At 60.5% G+C, this 18,314-nt stretch carries 14 protein-coding genes and 2 tRNA genes; 9 read left to right on the top strand and 7 right to left on the bottom strand.

Annotated features, from left to right (window positions below):
- Window positions 1–61 precede the first annotated feature (61 nt).
- From glpC to G5182_RS17720, 4 genes are all read right to left on the bottom strand, one after another.
- Window positions 62–1,264, bottom strand: coding sequence for an anaerobic glycerol-3-phosphate dehydrogenase subunit GlpC (glpC, locus tag G5182_RS17705; RefSeq protein WP_040069181.1), 1,203 nt, complete (start codon window positions 1,262–1,264; stop codon window positions 62–64).
- Between the two features lie 51 nt (window positions 1,265–1,315).
- Complete coding sequence (glpB, locus tag G5182_RS17710; RefSeq protein ID WP_159143803.1) at window positions 1,316–2,581, bottom strand: glycerol-3-phosphate dehydrogenase subunit GlpB; 1,266 nt, start codon at window positions 2,579–2,581, stop codon at window positions 1,316–1,318.
- The gene (glpA, locus tag G5182_RS17715) at window positions 2,571–4,244 is read right to left on the bottom strand and encodes an anaerobic glycerol-3-phosphate dehydrogenase subunit A (protein ID WP_421254585.1); all 1,674 of its coding nucleotides are present in this window, start codon (window positions 4,242–4,244) and stop codon (window positions 2,571–2,573) included. Before glpA ends, glpB begins: the two co-directional genes overlap by 11 nt.
- A 242-nt stretch (window positions 4,245–4,486) precedes the next feature.
- The gene (locus G5182_RS17720) at window positions 4,487–4,942 is read right to left on the bottom strand and encodes a YchJ family protein (protein WP_216953484.1); all 456 of its coding nucleotides are present in this window, start codon (window positions 4,940–4,942) and stop codon (window positions 4,487–4,489) included.
- A 123-nt stretch (window positions 4,943–5,065) separates the two neighbouring features.
- Between G5182_RS17720 and G5182_RS17725 the strand changes: the two genes are divergently transcribed.
- The 4 genes from G5182_RS17725 to G5182_RS17740 all read left to right on the top strand — a co-directional run bounded on the left by G5182_RS17725 (window position 5,066) and on the right by G5182_RS17740 (window position 9,982).
- Window positions 5,066–6,733, top strand: coding sequence for a methyl-accepting chemotaxis protein (locus G5182_RS17725; RefSeq protein ID WP_421254586.1), 1,668 nt, complete (start codon window positions 5,066–5,068; stop codon window positions 6,731–6,733).
- Between the two features lie 130 nt (window positions 6,734–6,863).
- Complete coding sequence (locus G5182_RS17730; RefSeq protein WP_216978887.1) at window positions 6,864–8,075, top strand: ROK family transcriptional regulator; 1,212 nt, start codon at window positions 6,864–6,866, stop codon at window positions 8,073–8,075.
- A 174-nt stretch (window positions 8,076–8,249) separates the two neighbouring features.
- On the top strand, window positions 8,250–9,005 hold the full coding sequence (locus G5182_RS17735) for a tRNA-uridine aminocarboxypropyltransferase (protein ID WP_216953485.1): 756 nt from the start codon (window positions 8,250–8,252) through the stop codon (window positions 9,003–9,005).
- Between the two features lie 200 nt (window positions 9,006–9,205).
- A complete protein-coding gene (locus tag G5182_RS17740) occupies window positions 9,206–9,982 on the top strand; it encodes a TSUP family transporter (protein WP_421254587.1) in 777 nt (258 codons plus the stop codon).
- Window positions 9,983–10,058: 76 nt separating this feature from the next.
- Here the strand turns inward: G5182_RS17740 and G5182_RS17745 are convergent, their stop codons facing one another.
- Together G5182_RS17745 and G5182_RS17750 are read right to left on the bottom strand one after the other, a co-directional pair.
- Entirely contained in the window at window positions 10,059–10,925 is an 867-nt protein-coding gene (locus G5182_RS17745; protein WP_421254588.1) for a LysR family transcriptional regulator, read from the bottom strand.
- A 66-nt stretch (window positions 10,926–10,991) separates the two neighbouring features.
- Window positions 10,992–11,909, bottom strand: coding sequence for a DMT family transporter (locus tag G5182_RS17750; protein WP_421254589.1), 918 nt, complete (start codon window positions 11,907–11,909; stop codon window positions 10,992–10,994).
- Between the two features lie 173 nt (window positions 11,910–12,082).
- Between G5182_RS17750 and G5182_RS17755 the strand changes: the two genes are divergently transcribed.
- The 3 genes from G5182_RS17755 (at window position 12,083) to G5182_RS17765 (ending at window position 15,748) form a co-directional block, all read left to right on the top strand.
- Window positions 12,083–12,961, top strand: a complete 879-nt coding sequence (locus tag G5182_RS17755; protein WP_421254590.1) for a helix-turn-helix domain-containing protein — start codon at window positions 12,083–12,085, stop codon at window positions 12,959–12,961.
- Between the two features lie 261 nt (window positions 12,962–13,222).
- Window positions 13,223–14,860 carry an ATP-dependent endonuclease gene (locus G5182_RS17760; RefSeq protein ID WP_421254591.1) on the top strand — a complete coding sequence of 546 codons (1,638 nt, stop codon included), beginning with the start codon at window positions 13,223–13,225 and terminating at the stop codon, window positions 14,858–14,860.
- Between the two features lie 168 nt (window positions 14,861–15,028).
- Window positions 15,029–15,748, top strand: coding sequence for a hypothetical protein (locus G5182_RS17765; RefSeq protein ID WP_151285685.1), 720 nt, complete (start codon window positions 15,029–15,031; stop codon window positions 15,746–15,748).
- Window positions 15,749–15,815: 67 nt separating this feature from the next.
- Here G5182_RS17765 and glgX read toward each other — a convergent pair whose 3' ends face one another.
- Complete coding sequence (glgX, locus tag G5182_RS17770; protein ID WP_421254592.1) at window positions 15,816–17,879, bottom strand: glycogen debranching protein GlgX; 2,064 nt, start codon at window positions 17,877–17,879, stop codon at window positions 15,816–15,818.
- A 196-nt stretch (window positions 17,880–18,075) separates the two neighbouring features.
- Between glgX and G5182_RS17775 the strand changes: the two genes are divergently transcribed.
- Together G5182_RS17775 and G5182_RS17780 are read left to right on the top strand one after the other, a co-directional pair.
- Window positions 18,076–18,152: transfer RNA gene (locus G5182_RS17775), tRNA-Met, on the top strand.
- 87 nt (window positions 18,153–18,239) lie between these two features.
- A tRNA-Met gene (locus tag G5182_RS17780) sits at window positions 18,240–18,313 on the top strand.
- The last annotated feature ends 1 nt before the right edge of the window (window position 18,314 follow it).

Here is an 18,314-nt window from a genome sequence, read left to right on the forward strand (position 1 = left end):
TGGTGAACCAACGAATACCCCGGCTTCGGGGTTTACACCAGCGGATATGGTCACGCTCATCTTATGCCAGAGCCTGGGCCAGCAGATGAATGGGATGCTCGCAGCGGAAGCTGGTGCTCATCTCGATCTGCCATTTGCAGGTCTCGCAATCGGTGATCACCAGATCGGGGGAGAGGCGGTTGATTTGATCAAACAGCCCCTCGCCAATGGTCTGGCTGGTCTGGTAGTTTTCGGATTTGAAGCCGTAGGTGCCGGCGATGCCGCAGCACTGGGACTCCAGTACAGTCACCTTGACCCCGGGAATGGCGCGCAGCAATTCGAGGGTGTAGATGACGCCCCCCATCTTCTCCATGTGGCAGGGGGTGTGGTAGGCGATGTGCAGATTGAGCGGCTTCATCGCCGGTTTGTTGCCCTTGTAGAACTCGTTCCACAGGAAGCGGGTCACCAGCGAGATGCGATCCCGCACCTTATGGTTGTCCTGCTCCAGCAGGTGGGGATATTCATCGCGCAGGGTAAAGCCGCAGGTGGAGGAGGTAGCCAGCAGCGGCATCTCGTTACCCAGCAGGGAGTTCTCCATCTGCTTGATGTTGAAGGCCGCCTGCTGCTTGGCCTTGTCCATGAAGCCGTTGGCAATGAGCGGTACGCCGCAGCACTTCTCCCGCTCCAGCAACTGCACGCCGATGTTCATGGCGTTGAGCACCTGCACCAGCTCCTTGCCAAGCTGAGGATGGTTGTAGTTGACATAGCAGCCGTGGAAATAGGCTATTTGGCGCTCATAACGGGCCTGCGCTTCTTTTTGCTTCTTGTACCAGCCGCGGAAGGTGCCCTGGGAGTATTTGGGCAGATCACGGTGGGATGAGACCCCCAGCGCCTTGTCCAGCACCAGCTTCATCGGCTTGAGGCCGGTGGTGAAGTTGACCACCGGCGCCATCAGGGTAGACATGCTGCCCATCAGATCGGTGTGGGAGAGTACGAACTCGCGGATCCCCGGTTTGAAACCGCTGTACTGATGCTTGGCCTTGGCAATGATGTCACCGATGCGCACCCCGCTCGGGCAGGCTACTTCGCAGCGCTTGCAGTTGGTGCAGTGCTTGAGGGCGCTGTCAAAGAGCTCCGGGCTCTTGATCCGCAGCCGCTCGCCATCCGGGCCCGCCTGTTTCGGGCCGGGGTAGGCGGGGTTGGCCTTGGCCACCGGGCAGTAGGCGGTACAGACGGTGCATTTGATGCACTGATCGAAAGTTTGGTTGGCGTGATCCAGTAGCATGTCAGTTCTCCTCCCGTAGGGTGTGAAGGCACGGGATATGGGACAAATAAATCATTGGGCGGCGCCCAGAATATGGCCGGCGGCCTGCCAGCCGGTGGCAACGGCGACACCTGAACCTGACCCCTCCTTGATGGGGTCATAGTGAGCCAGCACGCTGCCGGCGCCGTAGAGGTTGGCGAGCGGCTTGCCGCCACGCAGCACACGCAGCTTGTCGTCGGTCTTGACTCCGAAACCCATAAAGGGGTGGTGGTCGAACAGGCGACGACCGGCCCAGGCGTCGCGCTCCTCCAGACTCAGCACATCGGCATCGAAGATGGGTTCGCGAATGCCGCGCAGACGGGACTCCAGACCGCGGCTAAAGAAGCTGCCGGAGGCGAGCACGAAGTTGTCCGCTTCAAACAGCTGATCATCGCCATTCTGGGTGTGTACGCCGACCACCCGATCCCCCTCGTAACGGGCGCCCAGCACCCGCTCGCTGGTGAGGAAAGTGCCGCCAAGGGCCATGAAGCGGCGCTTGAGCGCCTCCTGCATCCGCATCCCGATCAGCGACGGCGGCATGGTCGCCACCTCCTTGATGGTGCAGCCGGTACGTTGCTCCAGCTCCGCCAGACGCGGGCCAACCAGCCCCAGCGACAGGCAGGCTGGTAGCACGATATGGCGGCAGTCGGGCACGCCGCTCTCCTGCACCATTCGACTGATCTCGCTGGCCAAATCGGCCACCAGATGGTGCTTGTCACACAGGCGCGCGATGTCGGCAGAGCGAAACTCATGGGGATTGCGGCTGAATTCGGCCAGCTGGGGCAGGCGGATCTCGCCAGTCAGAATGCGGCAGTGGGCGAAGCGCGGATGGGTCGCCAGATTGGCCGCCGCCAGTGCCGGATGAAAGTCGCGAAAGCCTTCGAGAGTGGCCAGCAGCAGTACGTCCGGGATCGGCGCATCGGTGACGCAGGCACAGGTATCGGGGGAGAGCCAGGTGCGCTTGAGGGTACCGATGGGAGTCAGGCGCTGGTGATTGGTGTCGTGGCGAACCAGCGGCAATCCCTGCTCGGCGCAGTGGCGCTGCAGATCGGCCAGACTCGCTTCGATATTTTGCATCCCCACCTTGCTGTAGGGGTGATCCGGATGGGCTGCCATAAAGGCAGGCAGCGCAGCGCGGGGATCCCCCTCGCTTTCGAGCAGATCTACCGAGCCGGAGGAGAAGTGCAGGGCACTCTGGCCGGAGGCCATCAGCAGGGTCTTCTGGCCCGCCTCCACCAGCCGCAGGGCAGCCGAGAGTCCCGCCATGCCACCGCCGATAACGATATTGTCAAACTTCATGACGGCTCTCCTTGTGAGTGGTCTCGCTGGTTGGGTCGCGTGGGGTATCGGCGACCAGCTGTGGCGCCGTCCATTCCCCCAGGCCAAACAGCCCTTCGTAGATCCAGTAGGTGAACTCGGCCTCGCGCAAGGCATCGCCCCACAGGACGGGGCGGGTTCCCTTGTAACGCTCCTCGAGGAACTGGCGCAGCATGACGCAGGCCTGGCGACCGTCGGCCTTGCCGTACTCCTGCATCAGACCGGCGGCGCGGTAGGCGCAGAGCTCGCCCTGACAGGGGCCCATGCCCAGACGGGTGCGGCGGCGCAGATCGATGAGGTTGTCCACATCCAGCTCGCGCAGGGCGTATTCGATTTCACCTGCGGTGACCATTTCGCACTCGCAGATCAGGGCGTTGGCCTTGGGATTGTCACGGAAGAAGGCGATGACCCGCTCGCCGTGGCGGTATTGGGCGGAGCCTTCGACCGGCACCGAGAGACCGGGAGCGGAGACCTTCTCCGGATCCCGCGAGCCGGGCAGGCTCAGCTCGGCGGTCTGGCAGGGTTTGTTGTTACCGAGTTTCTTGGCCAGCAGATCGGTGGCCCATTCCGCCATCAGGCGGTAGGTCATCAGCTTGCCGCCGGTGATAGTGTTGAAGCCCTTGAGACCGTCGCGCTCTGCGTGATCCAGCAGCACGATACCGCGGCTGATGTTGCGGCCGGTGTCGTCACCGTCCACCGCCACCAGCGGGCGTACCCCGGCGTAGGCGCGCAGCAGACGGGTGCGGGCCATGATGGGGGCGAGCTTGATACCTTCGCGCAGCAGCACCTCGACCTCTTCGGGTTCGACGGTGAGCTGGTCAATCTTGTTGTAATCGATGCGACTCGACGTGGTACCGATGAGGGAGATGGTATCGCCCGGCACCAGAATGTCCGCATCCGCCGGTTTGCGGGCGCGGTTGAGCACCAGCTGGTTGATGCGGTAATCCATAATGAGCAGGGATCCCTTGGCAGGGAACATGCGGATGCCGAGATCGGCGTATTCGCAAATTTGCTGGCCCCAGATGCCAGCGGCGTTGATCACCTCCTGACACTCCACCTCGAACGCTTCGCCGGTGCGGGTGTTGATGGCCTTGACCCCGTGCACCCGATCTTGCGTGCGCAAGAGTCCCAGTACCTTGCTGTGGGTGAAAATGCGGGCGCCATGCTCTTTGGCGTCCAGCACGTTGGCTGCGGCGAGGCGGAACGGGTCGACCGTACCGTCCGGTACATGGATGGCGCCGATCATCGCCGGGTTGGCGTTGGGCTCCATGCGCAGGGCTTCACCGGGATCGAGCTGGCGGGTTTCGATACCGGCCAGGGCGCAGGCATCCATAAAGGTGGTTTGGAAATTGATGTCATCTTCCGGCAGGGTGAGGAAGAGGCCGCCCGTGTCCTCTACACAGTGGCTGGCAATCCGCTTGAGGATGCGGTTTTCCTGGATGCATTCGCGGGCGGACTCCTGATCCGTCACCGCGTAGCGGGCACCGGAATGGAGCAGGCCGTGGTTGCGGCCGGTGGTGCCGGCGGCGATATCATCGCGCTCGAGCAGGATGCAGTCGATGCCGCGCAGTGCGCAATCGCGCATGATGCCGGCCCCTGTGGCACCGCCGCCTATGATGACGACTTGTGTAGTTATTCTTTTCATTGTTGCCCGTCTCATCTCTTCCAGATGAGGCCAGTGTGGCCTACTTCTGAGTGGAAATGTTTGATATGGGCCAAATTTGCGCTCGCAAACGCTCATTTGCTCGCGCGTTAATGAGCATTATGTGACATTTGTCACGCTTGTTATCGCATCGGTTTGTGGGCTGGTGGCGAATAACAGGCACAAAAAAGGGGCATCGGATGCCCCTTGTCACTGTTTGACGAGTCTGGTGGGTGTGTTAGGGGTCAGCCGCAGCACTTTTTGTGTTTTTTGCCGCTGCCACAGGGGCAGGGATCGTTGCGCCCCGCCTTGAGGGGCGCCGGATCCTGCTCTCCCTCGGTGTAGACCCAGCGGCCCTGATAACGCACGAAGCGAGAGCGCTCATGGAGGCAGTGACGCTCATTCCCTTCCAGAAACCAGGCTTTGAACTCCACCATCCCGGTTTCATCCTCCGGGCCGCCCTGGCTGGCGATGATTTCGAGACCATCCCAGCGGGTTTCGATGCGTGAAAGCTCTTCGGCGGTGAGACCGCCAAGGTGGGCCGGGTGCCAGCTATAGACCAGATACTCCCCCAGACCAAGCACAAAAGCACTGTAGCGCGAGCGCATCAGCTGCTCCGGGGTGTCAGCCACCGCGCCACTGTGACGTAAGCCACAGCACAATTCGAGAGAAAGGGTTGAGCCGCAAGGACAAAGATTCATGATTTTCACGTTCTGGCCGATTTGTTTAAGGGAATTGTAACGAAAGCTGGGCTCGCCCTGCCAGCACCTATACTGATGGGTAAGCAAGGAATTCCAATAAAAACAGCTGCAAGGATGTGAAAGATGACGCTAAAACAGAAAATCCTGTTATTGGGTGCAGTACCCGTGCTGCTGATGGCCCTGGTGGTCAATCTAAGTAACTACATGGTCTCCAAGAGCGACCTGGAGTCTGAGCTGGTGGTGGCGAGGGAGAATGCCATCAAGGAGCGTAAAGCGCTGCTCAGCAGTTACATCATGATGGCCAAAACCGCCGTCGATGCCGTTTATGCACAGCCGGATTCTCCGGAAAATCGTCAGAAGGTCAAAGAGCTGCTCAGGCCGTTGCGTTACGGCAGCGATGGCTATTTCTTTGTCTATGACTTCGAGGGCAATACCATATTGCTGCCTACCCGTGCCGAGCTGGAGGGAAAAAATCGCTGGAACGACAAGGATGCCAAGGGCAAGTTGCTGATCCAGGACATTATCAAGGTGGCCCGTCAGGGGGATGGCTTTGCCGAGTACTGGACGGCCAAACCTTCCATTGGTCGTGATGCTCCCAAGCTCGCCTACAACATTGCGCTCGACAAATACCAGTGGGTTATCGGTACCGGTTTCTATATCGATGACATCGACAACGAGCTGGCGGCCCTGCGCGCCGAGCGCGAAAGCAATATGCACGAGTCGCTGCAGAGCAGTGTGCTGGTGATCTTGCTGATCCTGGGTGTCACCCTGGCGGCGACCGTGATCGTGGGGAATCGGGTTACCAAGCCGCTGGCTGATGCCGTGCTGGCATTGAACGATATTGCCAATGGTGACGGGGATCTCACCCAGCGCCTCAAGGTGCTGAGCGACGATGAGATTGGCCAGCTGGCCAGCGCCTTCAACCGCTTTGTCGAGCGGATCCAGTCGGTGGTGAGTCAGGTTGGCGAGACCAGTAACCATCTCTTCACCGCTGTTGACAAGCTGCACCATCTGAGCGAGCACTATGACCAGCAGATGCATGGCCATAGCCGGGAAACCGATCAGGTGGTGACTGCGGTGACCGAGATGAGCTCCACTGCCCAGGAGGTGGCGGCCAGTGCTTCCAACGCGGCGACGGCAACCAGTGATGCAGCCCGTGAATCGGACGCCGCTCGTGGTGTGGTCAGCACGGCTATCAACAGCATCAACCGACTGGTGGGGGAGGTGCATACCGCGGCTGGCGTCATCGCACAGTTGGCCCAAGAGACCGCCAAGATTGGTTCTGTGGTCGAGGTTATTCGCGGCATTGCCGAACAGACCAACCTGTTGGCGCTGAATGCGGCGATCGAGGCTGCTCGGGCGGGCGAGCAGGGCCGCGGTTTTGCGGTGGTGGCGGACGAGGTGCGTTCGCTGGCCGGTCGTACCCAGCAGAGCACCAAGGAGATCAATGAGATGCTCCAGCGCTTGCAAGGGGGGGTGAAGCAGGCGGTGGATGTGATGCAGGCGAGCGAGGATCGCAGTCAGGAGACAGTGCAGGAGGCGAGCCATATTGCCAGCTCCCTCGACAGCATGGTGATGGCGGTCAGTACCATCAACGACATGAATATTCAGATCGCTACCGCTGCCGAAGAGCAGCACGCGGTGTCGGAGGAGATCAACAAGAACCTGGTAGCCATTCAGCAGATAGTCAGCGAGCTGACCGATGCAGCCATGGAGTCCAATAGCACCACCCGCGATCTGGCCAATACCGGTGACAAATTGCGCAAACTGGTCTCCCAGTTCCGTTATTGAGCCCGACCATCTCGATGATATTCACTCAACAATGCGGTCTGAACCCCGGTTCAGACCGCGCTTTATTTGGGGATCGAGCAATAATGTGTGAAAATCGGTGGCCCCAGTTTCAGCCCTTAATCCATACCCTATGAATGAGATCGTGAAAGGCAGTATCGATTTGATCCGTCAGCTCAACTATGGCCTGGTCTATGCCAGTCTGGAGGAGCACAAGGAGCTGTCGCGCACCGATCTCTCCCGCCTGACCGGCCTCTCGCCAGCCAGTATCACCAAGATCACCAGGGAACTGCTCGATGGGGGTCTGGTGGTGACCTGTGGTGAAAGTTCGGTGGGGCGCGGCCGTCGTCAGACCCTGCTGCGTATTAACGAGCGCCGCTTCCAGTTTCTCTCCATGCGTCTTGGTCGTGGTTACGTGGATATGGCGCTGTTCGACTTTTCAGGCCGCTCCCTGGCCCGCCATCGCCATCTCTTTACCGAGCTTGAGCGTAACGACCTGCTGGGCAGCTTAGTACATGCGATCCAGGGGTTCTTGCCGAGAAAGTCCCTCAATCTGGCCTGTATCGCTCTCTGTCTACCCGGACAGGTAGAGCGTCACTCCGGTATGGTCAAACATTTCCCCTTCTATGATCTGCGCAACTGGCCGCTTGGGCCGACCTTGCAGGAGGTGTTCTCGGTACCTGTGCTGGTGAGTGGTGATGTGCGCACCTGGATCCAGGCAGAGCGGGAGTGGGGGGCCGCCAAAAATTGCGCCGATGCGGTGCTGGTGTTTGTCCACAACGACATCGGGGTTGGCATGGTGGTCAATGGCCAGCTTATCGAGAGCGAGAATGCGCTGCTCGGTGATCTCAGCCACCTGCAGCTCGAGCCCTATGGCCAGCGCTGCTACTGCGGCGGCTTTGGCTGCGCCTGTACCCTGGTGACCAATCAGGCGCTGGAGGCGCAATACCGGGATCTGCGCGAGCGGATGCAGGAGCACGACTTGCCCGAGAGCGTTACCATCCGCGAGCTGTGCGAGCTGGCGCTGGCGGGCAACAGCCTCTGTCAGGATATTCTCCATCAGGCGGCGGGCCGCCTCTCCAAGGTGCTATCCAACCTCATCTGCCTGCTTAATCCGGGCAAGCTGCTGCTGGGGGGCGAGATCACCCGTGCCGATCGGCTGCTGTTCCCCATGCTGCACCAGTCGCTGGCCAGCCAGTTGCCCGCCGAATATCTGGTTCGGCTGCAGATTGAATCCACCCACTTCTACGAAGATCCCACCAAGCCCACCTCGGTGCAGGTGCACAAGGCGCTGCGCGATGGCAGCCTGTTGCTGGAGCTGCTGCGCAGCTGTCAGGAGTCGTAAGACAAGAGGAGTTGGCGCAGTGTCTGGCGAAAAGGGCAGGGATTGCTGTTCCGCCAGCGCGTAACTCGGTACAATCTTGCGCTTTTCCGGCAGTCCCCCTGTTATCGCGCCCTGTGGCGCCGTGACATGTTGGCACCGCTGCCGTTCCTGTTTTGACTCCAGTTGTGAACCTAGATGAAGCCTGTTCCTGATCACGCCGTCAACCGCCTGCGGGCCTGGCGCAAGAGTATCTCTACCCGACCGTTTCTTGCCCGTGGCGGCACTCTGGCCCGCTGTCCGGCCTGTCAGCTGCGCGAGGATTGGTGTGCCTGCGAGTGGCGCCCCGAACTCAAAGCAGAGGCAGGTTTCTGCCTGCTGATGTATGACAGTGAGCCGATGAAACCCTCCAACACCGGTCGCCTCATTGCCGATGTGTTGCCGGATACCACCTGGGCGTTTCTCTGGTCACGTACCCAGCCCCATCCCGAGCTGCTGGCCCTGCTGGCCGATCCAGCCTGGCAGCCCTATGTGGTCTTTCCCGCTTGCGAGAAGGAGCCTGCCCGCCTGACCGGCGAGGTGACGCTGGCACCGGGTAAAAAACCGCTCTTTATCCTGCTCGATGGCACCTGGCCGGAGGCGCGCAAGATGTTCAACAAGAGCCCCTATCTCGACGGATTTCCGGTGCTCGCCATCAAGCCCGATGCGCTCTCGACCTATGGGATGCGGGTGGCCAACTGCGACGAGCACCTCTGCACCGCCGAAGTGGCGGCCTGCGTGCTGGAAGTGGCGGGGGAGCTCAAGGCGGGGCAGGCATTGCAGCACTGGTTCAATCTGTTCAGCAGACGCTACATGGCCGGTCGGGTCAGCCGTTTCCCCGGTGCCGATGAGGATCATCTATGTGAGGCGCTGGCGGCCATCAAGGAAGCGGAAGTCCCGTCACCCGCGCTGTAACGGGCCCTCTGAGGGTTGGGGCAGGGGCGTGGCCGCTCAAATTAATGAAAATCAGGAATCAATTGGCTGCCACTGTTTCGTTAGATTCATGGTCAGTGGCCCGCTAGGATAGCGAACAGCCTGTGCCCCCGCACAACGTCGTTTTGGTGTTCTCCGGTTGCCCGCCCCCTTCGGGCAACCCACTCTCGTGAGGTCTATGGATGGAATTGGAACTGGTTACCCTGTTTGCCCTGTTCGGTGTGGCGCTTGTCGCCGGCTTTATCGATGCCATCGCCGGTGGCGGCGGTCTGCTGACGGTGCCGGCTTTGCTGGCCACCGGCATGCCGCCCGCGCTGGTGCTCGGTACCAACAAGCTGCAGAGCAGTTTTGGCTCCTTCTCCGCCACCTGGTTCTATGCTCGCAAGGGGCTGCTGGAGTGGGTGATGATCTGGCCTGCGGTGATCTGCACCTTTATCGGTGCGGCCATCGGCACGCTGGCGGTGCAGACCATAGATGCCGCCATTCTCGAGCGCCTGCTCCCTTTCCTGCTGATGGCCTTTGCCTGCTACTTCTACTTCTCGCCGCGGGTAAGCGATGCCGAGAGCTCCCGCCGTCTGACTCCCATGCTGTTTGCGCTGCTGGTGGGGGGCGGTGTCGGCTTTTATGACGGCTTCTTCGGGCCGGGCACAGGTTCGTTTTTTGCCATTGGTTTCGTGGCGCTGGCGGGCTTTGGCATGGCGCGCGCCACCGCCCATACCAAGCTGCTCAACTTCACCTCGAATATCGCCTCCCTGCTGTTCTTTGCGCTCGGTGGCAAGGTGGTGTGGAGTGTCGGTTTTTGCATGGCGCTGGGGCAGTTTATCGGCGCCCGTTTTGGCTCCAAAATGGTGCTGAAAAAAGGGGTGAAGCTGATCAAGCCGTTGCTGGTGACCGTCTCCTTGCTGATGTCTGCCAAGCTGGTGTGGAGCCAGTATCCGGAGCTGTTTGCCTGGATCTGATGTGCGCCTTGCTTGCCGCATCGCAATTGTTAACGGGGCCCTCGGGCCCCGTTGTCACATCTGCTGGGTTGAGCAGTTAGCTCGGCGTGACGCTGCGGTGGCGAAAGTGTTGGTGCAGGGCGTTCACCAGCCGTGCGATCCGCTCGCGCTTTAGGCTGTTTGGTCGGTAGACCAGATGAAGGGGGCGGCCCAGCCCGGGCACTGGGCGTGCCATCTCCCCCTGTTCTCCCACCAGCCCCAGCAGGCCAGCGGGGAGCAGCACAGGGCCAATGCCTGCCTTGGCGAGTTCGATGAGCGCAAGATAGGAGTCGAGCTCCATGGCGGGCTCCAGCCCCAAATCAGCCAACGGTTCGCGCAGGTAGCGATTGGAGGGGTTCTCCAGATCCATGGTGAGGATCTTGCGCCTGCTTTCTGAGCTGGCTGGCGGCAGGCTCTGCTGCGCCTCGCCAACCAGATAGAAGGGCTCCTCAAGCAGCAGATCGGCGCCGAGGCCATGGCCGGGCGGGAGCCGACCGGCGCAGATGCCGAGCAGGGCATCGCCGCTGCGCACCCGCGCCAGAATGACCGGCGTGTGGTGGGTAGAGAGGGCAAGGTGGGGATCGCGCTCCAGATAGTCGCGCATAAAGTGGGCGAGGTAGCCCGCCAGCAGGGTTTCGGAGCAGGCGATGGGGAGGGGGCTCTGGTCCGCCAGATCCTGACTATCGGCCAGCACCCCCTTCATTTCGGCCAGACTCGGGGCCACTCGCTCCAATAGCTCCTGCGCCTGCGGAGTGAGGCGGATCTGGCGCCCCTCCGGCTCGATCAACTTCTTGCCAAGGCGTTGCTCCAGCTGGGCAATCCGCTTGCTCACCGCCGACTGGCTGATATAGAGGCGACTGGCCACCTTGGCCATGGTTCCTTCACTTGCCAGCAGGCTCAGCGTCTCCAGCCCTTCCAGTAACATCTCGCCCCCTTGTTTATCGCCATCAGGATCGTCACAGATTGAGCGTTACCTTAGGGGCTGACTGGTTCAGGAGCAAGGGTCGTTTGCTGCCTTGGCCGGTCGAATGCGCCATTCGCTCAAGGGCGGCGCGAAGATCACCAGATTGCCGATCAGGCTCACCACCACCCCGGCCACCGAGACCGCCTGCCAGACAAAGCCTTCGTAGAAGGTGGAGAGGGTAAGCGCCACCAGAGGAAAGAGCACGGTGGCGTAGGAGGCCTTGCTGGCACCGATGCGCCCAACCAGGGTCAGGTAGGCGGTAAAGGCGATCACCGAGCCAAACAGGGCGAGGTAGACCATGGCCGCCAGATAGTGGCTGTCGGTCGGCACCACCAGTTGCTGCCCGAGCAATGTGACCCAGCCCAGCAACAGCACCACGCCGTAAACCATGCCCCAGGGCACCATCTGCAACACATGGTAGCCGTGGCGCTGGCCGCGGGCCGAGACCAGATTGCCCAGCGAAAAACAGAGGGTGCCGCCACAGGCGAACAGCAATCCCTTCCAGCCGTTTGCACCCAGTTGCGCATCTGCCAGCACCGGCCAGAACAGCAGCAGGGTGCCAAAGAGCCCCAGTAACGACCCTTGCAGCCAGCGCATGCTCGGACGTTTGCCCTCGAACAGCCAGAGGTTGAGGCCGTTGAAGATGCTGGCACTGGCGAAGATCACCGCCGACATGCCGCTCGGGATGTAACGGGTGGCGTGGTAGAAGCAGAGAAAGTTGGTGGAAAAGAGCAGGGCTCCGAGCAACGCGGCGTAACGCTGGCCGTGCCAGGGGAGGCGTGGAAAGCGGCCGCTGGCGGTGAGCAGGGCAAACACTGCCACCGCTGCCAGCAGGAAGCGGTAGAGCACCGATACCTCGATGGGAATGGGGCCAAGTTGCCAGGCGATGGCAATCCAGGTGCTGCCCCAGATAAGCACGGTGGCAAGATAGAGCATCAGGTTCATCACAGTTCCGGTGAGTCAGGGAGAGATGACCCACTATGGGGCAAGCCCTGATGGCTGGATTGCACCATCTTGCGGTTTTTCATCGCCCTGCGCTGTCATCTGCGGGCGCGGTCGGTAAGATGGATGGCAGCGGAATAACCCGTACACATAACCAGAACAGTTGGCAGGGACTAATGAAAACAGCAAGGGTATTCGATGCACTGGTCAGCACCGGCGCACGGCTGGAGGACGCCTGCTGGCTCGAACCCGGGCTTGGCGTCGCCAGTTGGCGCAACTGCTATGACCAGACCCGCTATCACAAGCCGGGCCACCACACCCTGAGCGTCTATCTGCAAGGAGGCGAGCAGACCGAGCGACTCGATGGGCCGGGTGGCCACGGCGGCACCGGCAAGGTGTGCATCATGCCGGATCACCACAGATCCGAGTGGCTGGTGCGCGAAGAGTTTCGCTTCTTTCATCTCTACTTCACCCCGACTCACCTCACCCGTATCGCCGAGGAGGTGTGTGACAAGGAGGGGCGCCACCTGCAACTGGTGGACAAGACTTTCATCGATGATCCGCAGGCGGCCGGACTGGTGCAGCGCCAGTTGATGCAGCTTCAGTGGCAGCACGGGGTCGATCGGCTGGCGCTTTCCCACGGCGCCTGGATGTTGATCCTCCACGCCTACCGCCACCATACCGAGGAGGCCCCAGGTTTGCCGCCTCTGCGCGGCGGGCTGGCGCCCGTGGTGATCAAACGGGTGCAGGAGTATCTGCAGGCCCATCTGGCCGACTCGGTCACGCTGGCAGAGCTGGCGCAGCAGGCTGGGTTGAGCGAGTACCACTTCGCCCGCATGTTCGGCCAGAGTATCGGCTGCCCGCCCCACCGCTATCTGCTGGGGCTGCGGCTCAAACGGGCCAAGCAGCTGTTGGCTGGCCCCGAGCCGCTGGCCAGCATCGCCAGTCAGTGTGGCTTCTCTTCCCAGGCCCATTTTGGTAATCGTTTTCGCAAGGCGTTTGGTTTGACGCCGGGGCAGTGGCGGGCACAATTGTCATCTTCCCGTCACAGATAACCCTGAGACTTTGGGCAAAAGAGGTGTACTCTCTACCACTATCCATTGAAAGGAATGCCCATTGAATTATCGCAAACGTCAAATCCGTACCCGTCACCTTTGGTTCAGCCACTGGAATGCCCCGCAAGATCGCACCGCTGTCGTCACCCCTCCCGAACCTGCAGTGCCTCACAGTTCACGTTGAAAAAGCCCGGCTGCCGATAGGATTTTCCAGTTAACTTTGCCACTATTGCTCAATCTGAGTGACGTGGACATTGCTGGATGTTTCTGGAACGTATTGAAGTCAAAGGTTTTCGCGGTATAAATCGTCTTTCGCTCGGGTTGGATCACACCACAGTGCTGATTGGCGAGAATACCTGGGGCAAGTCGAGCCTGTTGCGCGCGCTCTGGTGTCTGCTGGGGCAGAATGCCGAGCCCTATCAGTTCACCGCCGAGGATTTTCACCAACCGGAAGATCCCGAGCTGGCCCCTTCGCGTCATCTGCAACTGGTGCTCACCTTCAGTGAGCACAGGCCACAAATGTGCCAGCATTCTCGCCGTCTGGCTCGTCTTGGCGCCTCCTGGGTGCTGCACAAGGACAAGTTTCATCGCATCCACTATCGTGCCAGTGCCGAGCTGCAAGCTGATGGCTCTGTGCTCACCATTCACGACTTTCTCGACGGGGTGGGCAAGAGCCTGCCTATTGCCAATACTAACGAACTGGTTAGCCTGCTGATCACCATGAACCCGGTGTTCCGGCTGCGGGACGCTCGCAGTGCCCGCAACGGGGTGGAAACCCTGCAGTGGGGAGATCTCTCGGAGCACAGACTCAGTGAACTGGCCGACAAGCTGATCGATGAGCCCCAGCGCATCGGGGAGCCGGAGTTGAAGGAGGCGCTGCAAGCAGTGCGCCAGCTGATGGATCACTATTTCAACGCTCTGGCCCCCATCAAGAACAAACCGCGCAGCCAGCGTGACATCATCAATCGTCCCATGACGTTGCGCAATCCTGGCAACCTGCACACCCTGCTGCGCCATGCCGATAACCGCACCCTGCAACTGGCGATGGCCGGGATGGCGGCGACCCTGCTGCAGGCGCGAGGCAATCGCGAGCTGGAGGAGGGGGCCCGTCCCATCATGATCCTGGAGGATCCTGAGAGCCGGCTGCACCCGACCATGCTGGCGCTGGCGTGGGGGCTGCTGGAACAACTGCCGGGCCAGAAGCTGCTCACCACCAACTCGGGAGATCTGCTCTCTTCCCTGCCGCTCAATCAGGTGCGACGACTGGTGCGCCGTCAGCAGGATATCCTCTGTCACCAGCTGGGGGGCGAGCGTTACAGCAGCGACGATCTGCGCAAGATCGCCTTCCACGTGCGGATCAACCGCCCCATGTCGCTGTTTGCCCGTTGCTGGCTGCTGGTGGAGGGGGAGACCGAGATCTGGCTGCTCTCCGAGCTGGCCCAGATCTGTGGTTACAGTTTGCGGGCCGAAGGGGTGCGGATTATCGAGTTTGCCCAGTGCGGCCAGTCACCGCTGATCAAGGTGGCGCGGGATTTTGGTATCGAGTGGCACCTGTTGACCGATGGCGACGAGGCGGGGCTCAAGTATGCTGCTTCGGCCCGGGGCCAACTCAAAGGGGAGCGGGAACGGGATCGGTTGACTCAGTTGCCAGCCTCTGACATTGAACATTACCTCTATCACAATGGTTTTGAAGCCGTGTTCCGGCGGGAAGCAGGGGTGGGCGGACGAGCCATGTGGAGTGCCAGTCATATCATCAATAAGGCGATTCATCACCGCAGCAAGCCGGGGATGGCACTGGCGGTGGTGGAAGAAGCCGAGCGGCTTGGTGCCGAGCATATTCCTCCCGTGCTGCGTCAGATGTTTGCGCGGGTAGTGGCACTGGCTCGCGGTCAGGTGTGAAGTCGGTGTGATAATGGGCCTGTCGGCTGCATCATGACCTTCGGGGCATCTGCTCATTTTTTGCCGGTCTGTTTGTCGTGATTGGGGATAGCCGCAGGTTTGGGTATACTCGCCCACTCTTCTCTGGCGCCCCGGTGGCGCTCCCGAATTCTTGCTGCTGGAGGCGTCATGTTCGTCCAACTCCCACTTTGGCTCTTTCCCCTTACCGGCTTGATGGCGCTTGGTGCCCTCATTGCCCTCGGTATCGTGTTATGGCGCGGTGATATCTGCCCCGGCCAGCGCTCACGCATCACTCAGCAGCTCTTCTCCATCTGGGTCATTACCGCGCTCTCCTTGATGCTGGCGGTAGAGGCCAAGGCGGCCAGTTGGCTGATCTGGAGTGGTGGTGCCGCACTGGTGCTCGGGGTCGGCTTGTCGCTGGCCCAGTCACGGCTGGAGGGCAAGCGTGCAGTCCCCTCAACGCTGCTCTGGCTACCGGCGTTGCCACTCGCTGTTTATGGCTTCGGGCTGCTGCAGCTGCAGGGCTGGGTGAGCGGTTTATTGCAGATGGTGATGCTGGGAGCGGCCTTTGCTCACCTGATGCTGTTGCGAGCCCGTCACCGCCTCAAGGCGTTTAATACTCTTCTGCCGCTGGCTGCGCTGGCGGGCGCCATGGCCAGCCTTATCTGGCTGGCCGTGCTGGTGGGCTGGCAAGGGGCTGAAGCCAATCTCGATGATCTGATCCCGGCGGTGGTGACACAGGCTGCCTTGTTGGTGGCTTCCCTGCTGCTCTGGTTCAGCCCGCTCTACTTGCAGCGTGATACCGCGCCTGTGGTGGTTTCCACTTCCCTGTGTGGCCTGCTTATCGCCCAGATCGCCGCTACCAGCGTGCTGTACCAGCTGATCTGACACTGGTACTGAAAAGAGCAAGCCCCGAGCCAAGGCCCGGGGCTTTTTCATATCTGACTCTCGAGAATCAATAGAAGTCATCGGCCCCGCAGATAAACAGGCAACTGCTGCGTGGCTGGGCCAGATACTCTCTGGTCAACCCTTCCAGTGGCATGCCGAAAGTGCAGATATCTTGCGGTGAGGGGAGGGCGGTATCGAGGATCCGCCGCCAGTAGCCGCCAACTCCCTTAGGCGGGCTGGGCAGGTTGAAGGTGAGGGGCTCCCAGTAGGCGTTAAACAGTACGTAAAGGGCCAGTCGGGTTTCGCTTGACAGGGCCGACATGGCGATTGCATGGGAGTGGGGACTGAAGTCTGGCTGCATGGCATTGACTCCGTGCCAGCAGATCTCGCTGTGCCGCAGGATTTCGGTGAGCGACAGTGGCATGCTCTCCTGCTCCGGGCGCTGGAACAGATGTTTGCGATATTGGATCAGCTCCTTCATGAAGCGGAACATCTCCTGGCTGCGGGGAGTTGGTTGCCAATCCATCCAGCAGGTCGCGTTGTCCTGACAGTAACCGTTGTTGTTGCCGTGCTGGGTGCGCAGCAGTTCATCCCCCATCAACAGCATCGGGGATCCCACCGATAACAGGGTTGCCACCATCATGTTCTTGGCTTGGCGCGTGCGCAGGGCATTGATCTGGGGATCGTCCGTTACCCCTTCATGGCCGTGGTTCCAGCTGAAGTTGTGATCACAGCCATCACGGTTCTGCTCGCCATTGGCCTCGTTATGCTTGTTGTTGTAGCTGGCCCAGTCCCACAGGGTAAAGCCGTCGTGGCAGGTGACGAAATTGATGCTCTTCTCGGGATCTGCATGGTGATAGTGATAGATATCGGGGCTACCGCACAACCGTTCGACAAAGGCGGTGACGCTGTTGTCATCCCCGCGCAGAAACCGGCGTACGTCGTCCCTGAACTGGCCGTTCCACTCACGCCAGCGGGCGCCGGCCAGTGATCCCACCTGATAGAGCCCCCCTGCATCCCAGGCCTCGGCGATCAGCTTGATATCGGCGATCTTGGGATCGGTATCTATGGTGCGCAGGGTTGGGGCATTGGCCTGTGGCTGGCCCGATTCATCCCGCGACAAAATGGCAGCCAGATCAAACCGGAAGCCATCGACGTGCATCTCCTGGCGCCAGAAGTGCAGGCTGTCCATGATCATCCGCAGTACCACCGGGTGTGCGCCGTTGAAGGTGTTGCCACAGCCCGAGTAGTTGGTGTCCTTCTGGTTGTTGTCGAGGATGTAGTAGGCCTCGTTGTCGATGCCGCGAAACGAGAAGGTGGGGCCATCATCTCCCCCCTCGGCGGTGTGGTTGTAGACCACATCCAGGATCACCTCGATATTGGCCCTGTGCAGCGCCTTGACCATATCGCGAAATTCGGTCAGCGGATCATCGCCACAGGCGTACTGGGCATGGGGGGCGAAAAAGGACATGGGGCTGTATCCCCAGTAGTTGGATAGCCCCTTGGGAGCATCCTGAGGATCGAACTGAAACACCGGCAGCAGTTCAACGGCGGTGACTCCGAGAGATTGCAGATAGGGGATCTTCTCAATCAATCCAAGATAGGTGCCCCGCAATGCAGGATCAACCCCGGAGCTCGGGGAGTTGGTAAACCCCCCCAGATGGAGTTCGTAAATCACCGAGCGGGAGAGAGAGTGAGCAGGCAGTTTGTCTCCTTCCCAGTTGTAGTGGCGGGTATCGACTACCCGATTTTTGGCGCAGCAAGCCATATTGCTGCCGGGGCGTGCAGCCGCCCATCGGTCATAGTTGGGGCCCAGTTCAATACTGCGCCCATAGGGATCGAGCAGAACCTTGTCACCATCAAAGCGGGTGCCACAATAGGGACGCCATGGTCCCTGGATACGGTAGGCGTAGCGTTGCCCGATGGGGAGTCCTTCAATATGGATATGCCAGTAGTAGGCAGTTCGGTTGAAACGGGGGGAGAGGGGAATTACCTCGGGACTATCATCTTCGGCACTGGAGAAAAGCAGCAGCTCTACCCGGCTGGCCAAGCGGGCCCAGATGGCGAAGTTGACGCCGCGGTTGTCGGGTGTCGCCCCCAACTGACGGCAGTGACCGGCGGAGATGCGCATATCATACCTACCCAAAATGAGGAGTGTTCATCTCACTGAGTGTAGTGCCTGGTATGTGGCTTTGACTCTATTGCCTGAAAAAACAGCATGATGCTGCTAATGTCCTCACTCTCTGTCTGATTAATCTACGAATAAACTTTTTTTGAGATATTTACTTGCAATCTGTGCGCTGGCGCCTATTATTGGCGACCTCAGACGCGGGGTGGAGCAGCTCGGTAGCTCGTCGGGCTCATAACCCGAAGGTCGTCGGTTCAAATCCGGCCCCCGCAACCAACTTTTCGTCAGCCTGCGATTGTGTAAACAGTCGAAAGCAGACAAACGCCATCAAGCTACTGCTCGGCTTGAGGGTGACAATTCGGACGCGGGGTGGAGCAGCTCGGTAGCTCGTCGGGCTCATAACCCGAAGGTCGTCGGTTCAAATCCGGCCCCCGCAAC

The sequence above is a fragment of the Aeromonas sp. 600948 genome, from assembly GCF_049174875.1.
Classification (GTDB): Bacteria; Pseudomonadota; Gammaproteobacteria; order Enterobacterales; family Aeromonadaceae; genus Aeromonas; species Aeromonas veronii_A.

Excerpts from the sequence above, each read along its gene's own strand:
- G5182_RS17760 (WP_421254591.1), top strand. The coding sequence starts at position 13,223 with ATGTTTCTGGAACGTATTGAAGTCAAAGGTTTTCGCGGTATAAATCGT.
- G5182_RS17720 (WP_216953484.1), bottom strand. The coding sequence starts at position 4,942 with ATGAATCTTTGTCCTTGCGGCTCAACCCTTTCTCTCGAATTGTGCTGT.
- G5182_RS17765 (WP_151285685.1), top strand. The coding sequence starts at position 15,029 with ATGTTCGTCCAACTCCCACTTTGGCTCTTTCCCCTTACCGGCTTGATG.
- glgX (WP_421254592.1), bottom strand. The coding sequence starts at position 17,879 with ATGCGCATCTCCGCCGGTCACTGCCGTCAGTTGGGGGCGACACCCGAC.
- G5182_RS17755 (WP_421254590.1), top strand. The coding sequence starts at position 12,083 with ATGAAAACAGCAAGGGTATTCGATGCACTGGTCAGCACCGGCGCACGG.
- G5182_RS17730 (WP_216978887.1), top strand. The coding sequence starts at position 6,864 with ATGAATGAGATCGTGAAAGGCAGTATCGATTTGATCCGTCAGCTCAAC.
- G5182_RS17750 (WP_421254589.1), bottom strand. The coding sequence starts at position 11,909 with ATGAACCTGATGCTCTATCTTGCCACCGTGCTTATCTGGGGCAGCACC.
- G5182_RS17725 (WP_421254586.1), top strand. The coding sequence starts at position 5,066 with ATGACGCTAAAACAGAAAATCCTGTTATTGGGTGCAGTACCCGTGCTG.
- G5182_RS17745 (WP_421254588.1), bottom strand. The coding sequence starts at position 10,925 with ATGTTACTGGAAGGGCTGGAGACGCTGAGCCTGCTGGCAAGTGAAGGA.
- glpA (WP_421254585.1), bottom strand. The coding sequence starts at position 4,244 with ATGAAAAGAATAACTACACAAGTCGTCATCATAGGCGGCGGTGCCACA.
- G5182_RS17740 (WP_421254587.1), top strand. The coding sequence starts at position 9,206 with ATGGAATTGGAACTGGTTACCCTGTTTGCCCTGTTCGGTGTGGCGCTT.
- glpB (WP_159143803.1), bottom strand. The coding sequence starts at position 2,581 with ATGAAGTTTGACAATATCGTTATCGGCGGTGGCATGGCGGGACTCTCG.
- G5182_RS17735 (WP_216953485.1), top strand. The coding sequence starts at position 8,250 with ATGAAGCCTGTTCCTGATCACGCCGTCAACCGCCTGCGGGCCTGGCGC.
- glpC (WP_040069181.1), bottom strand. The coding sequence starts at position 1,264 with ATGCTACTGGATCACGCCAACCAAACTTTCGATCAGTGCATCAAATGC.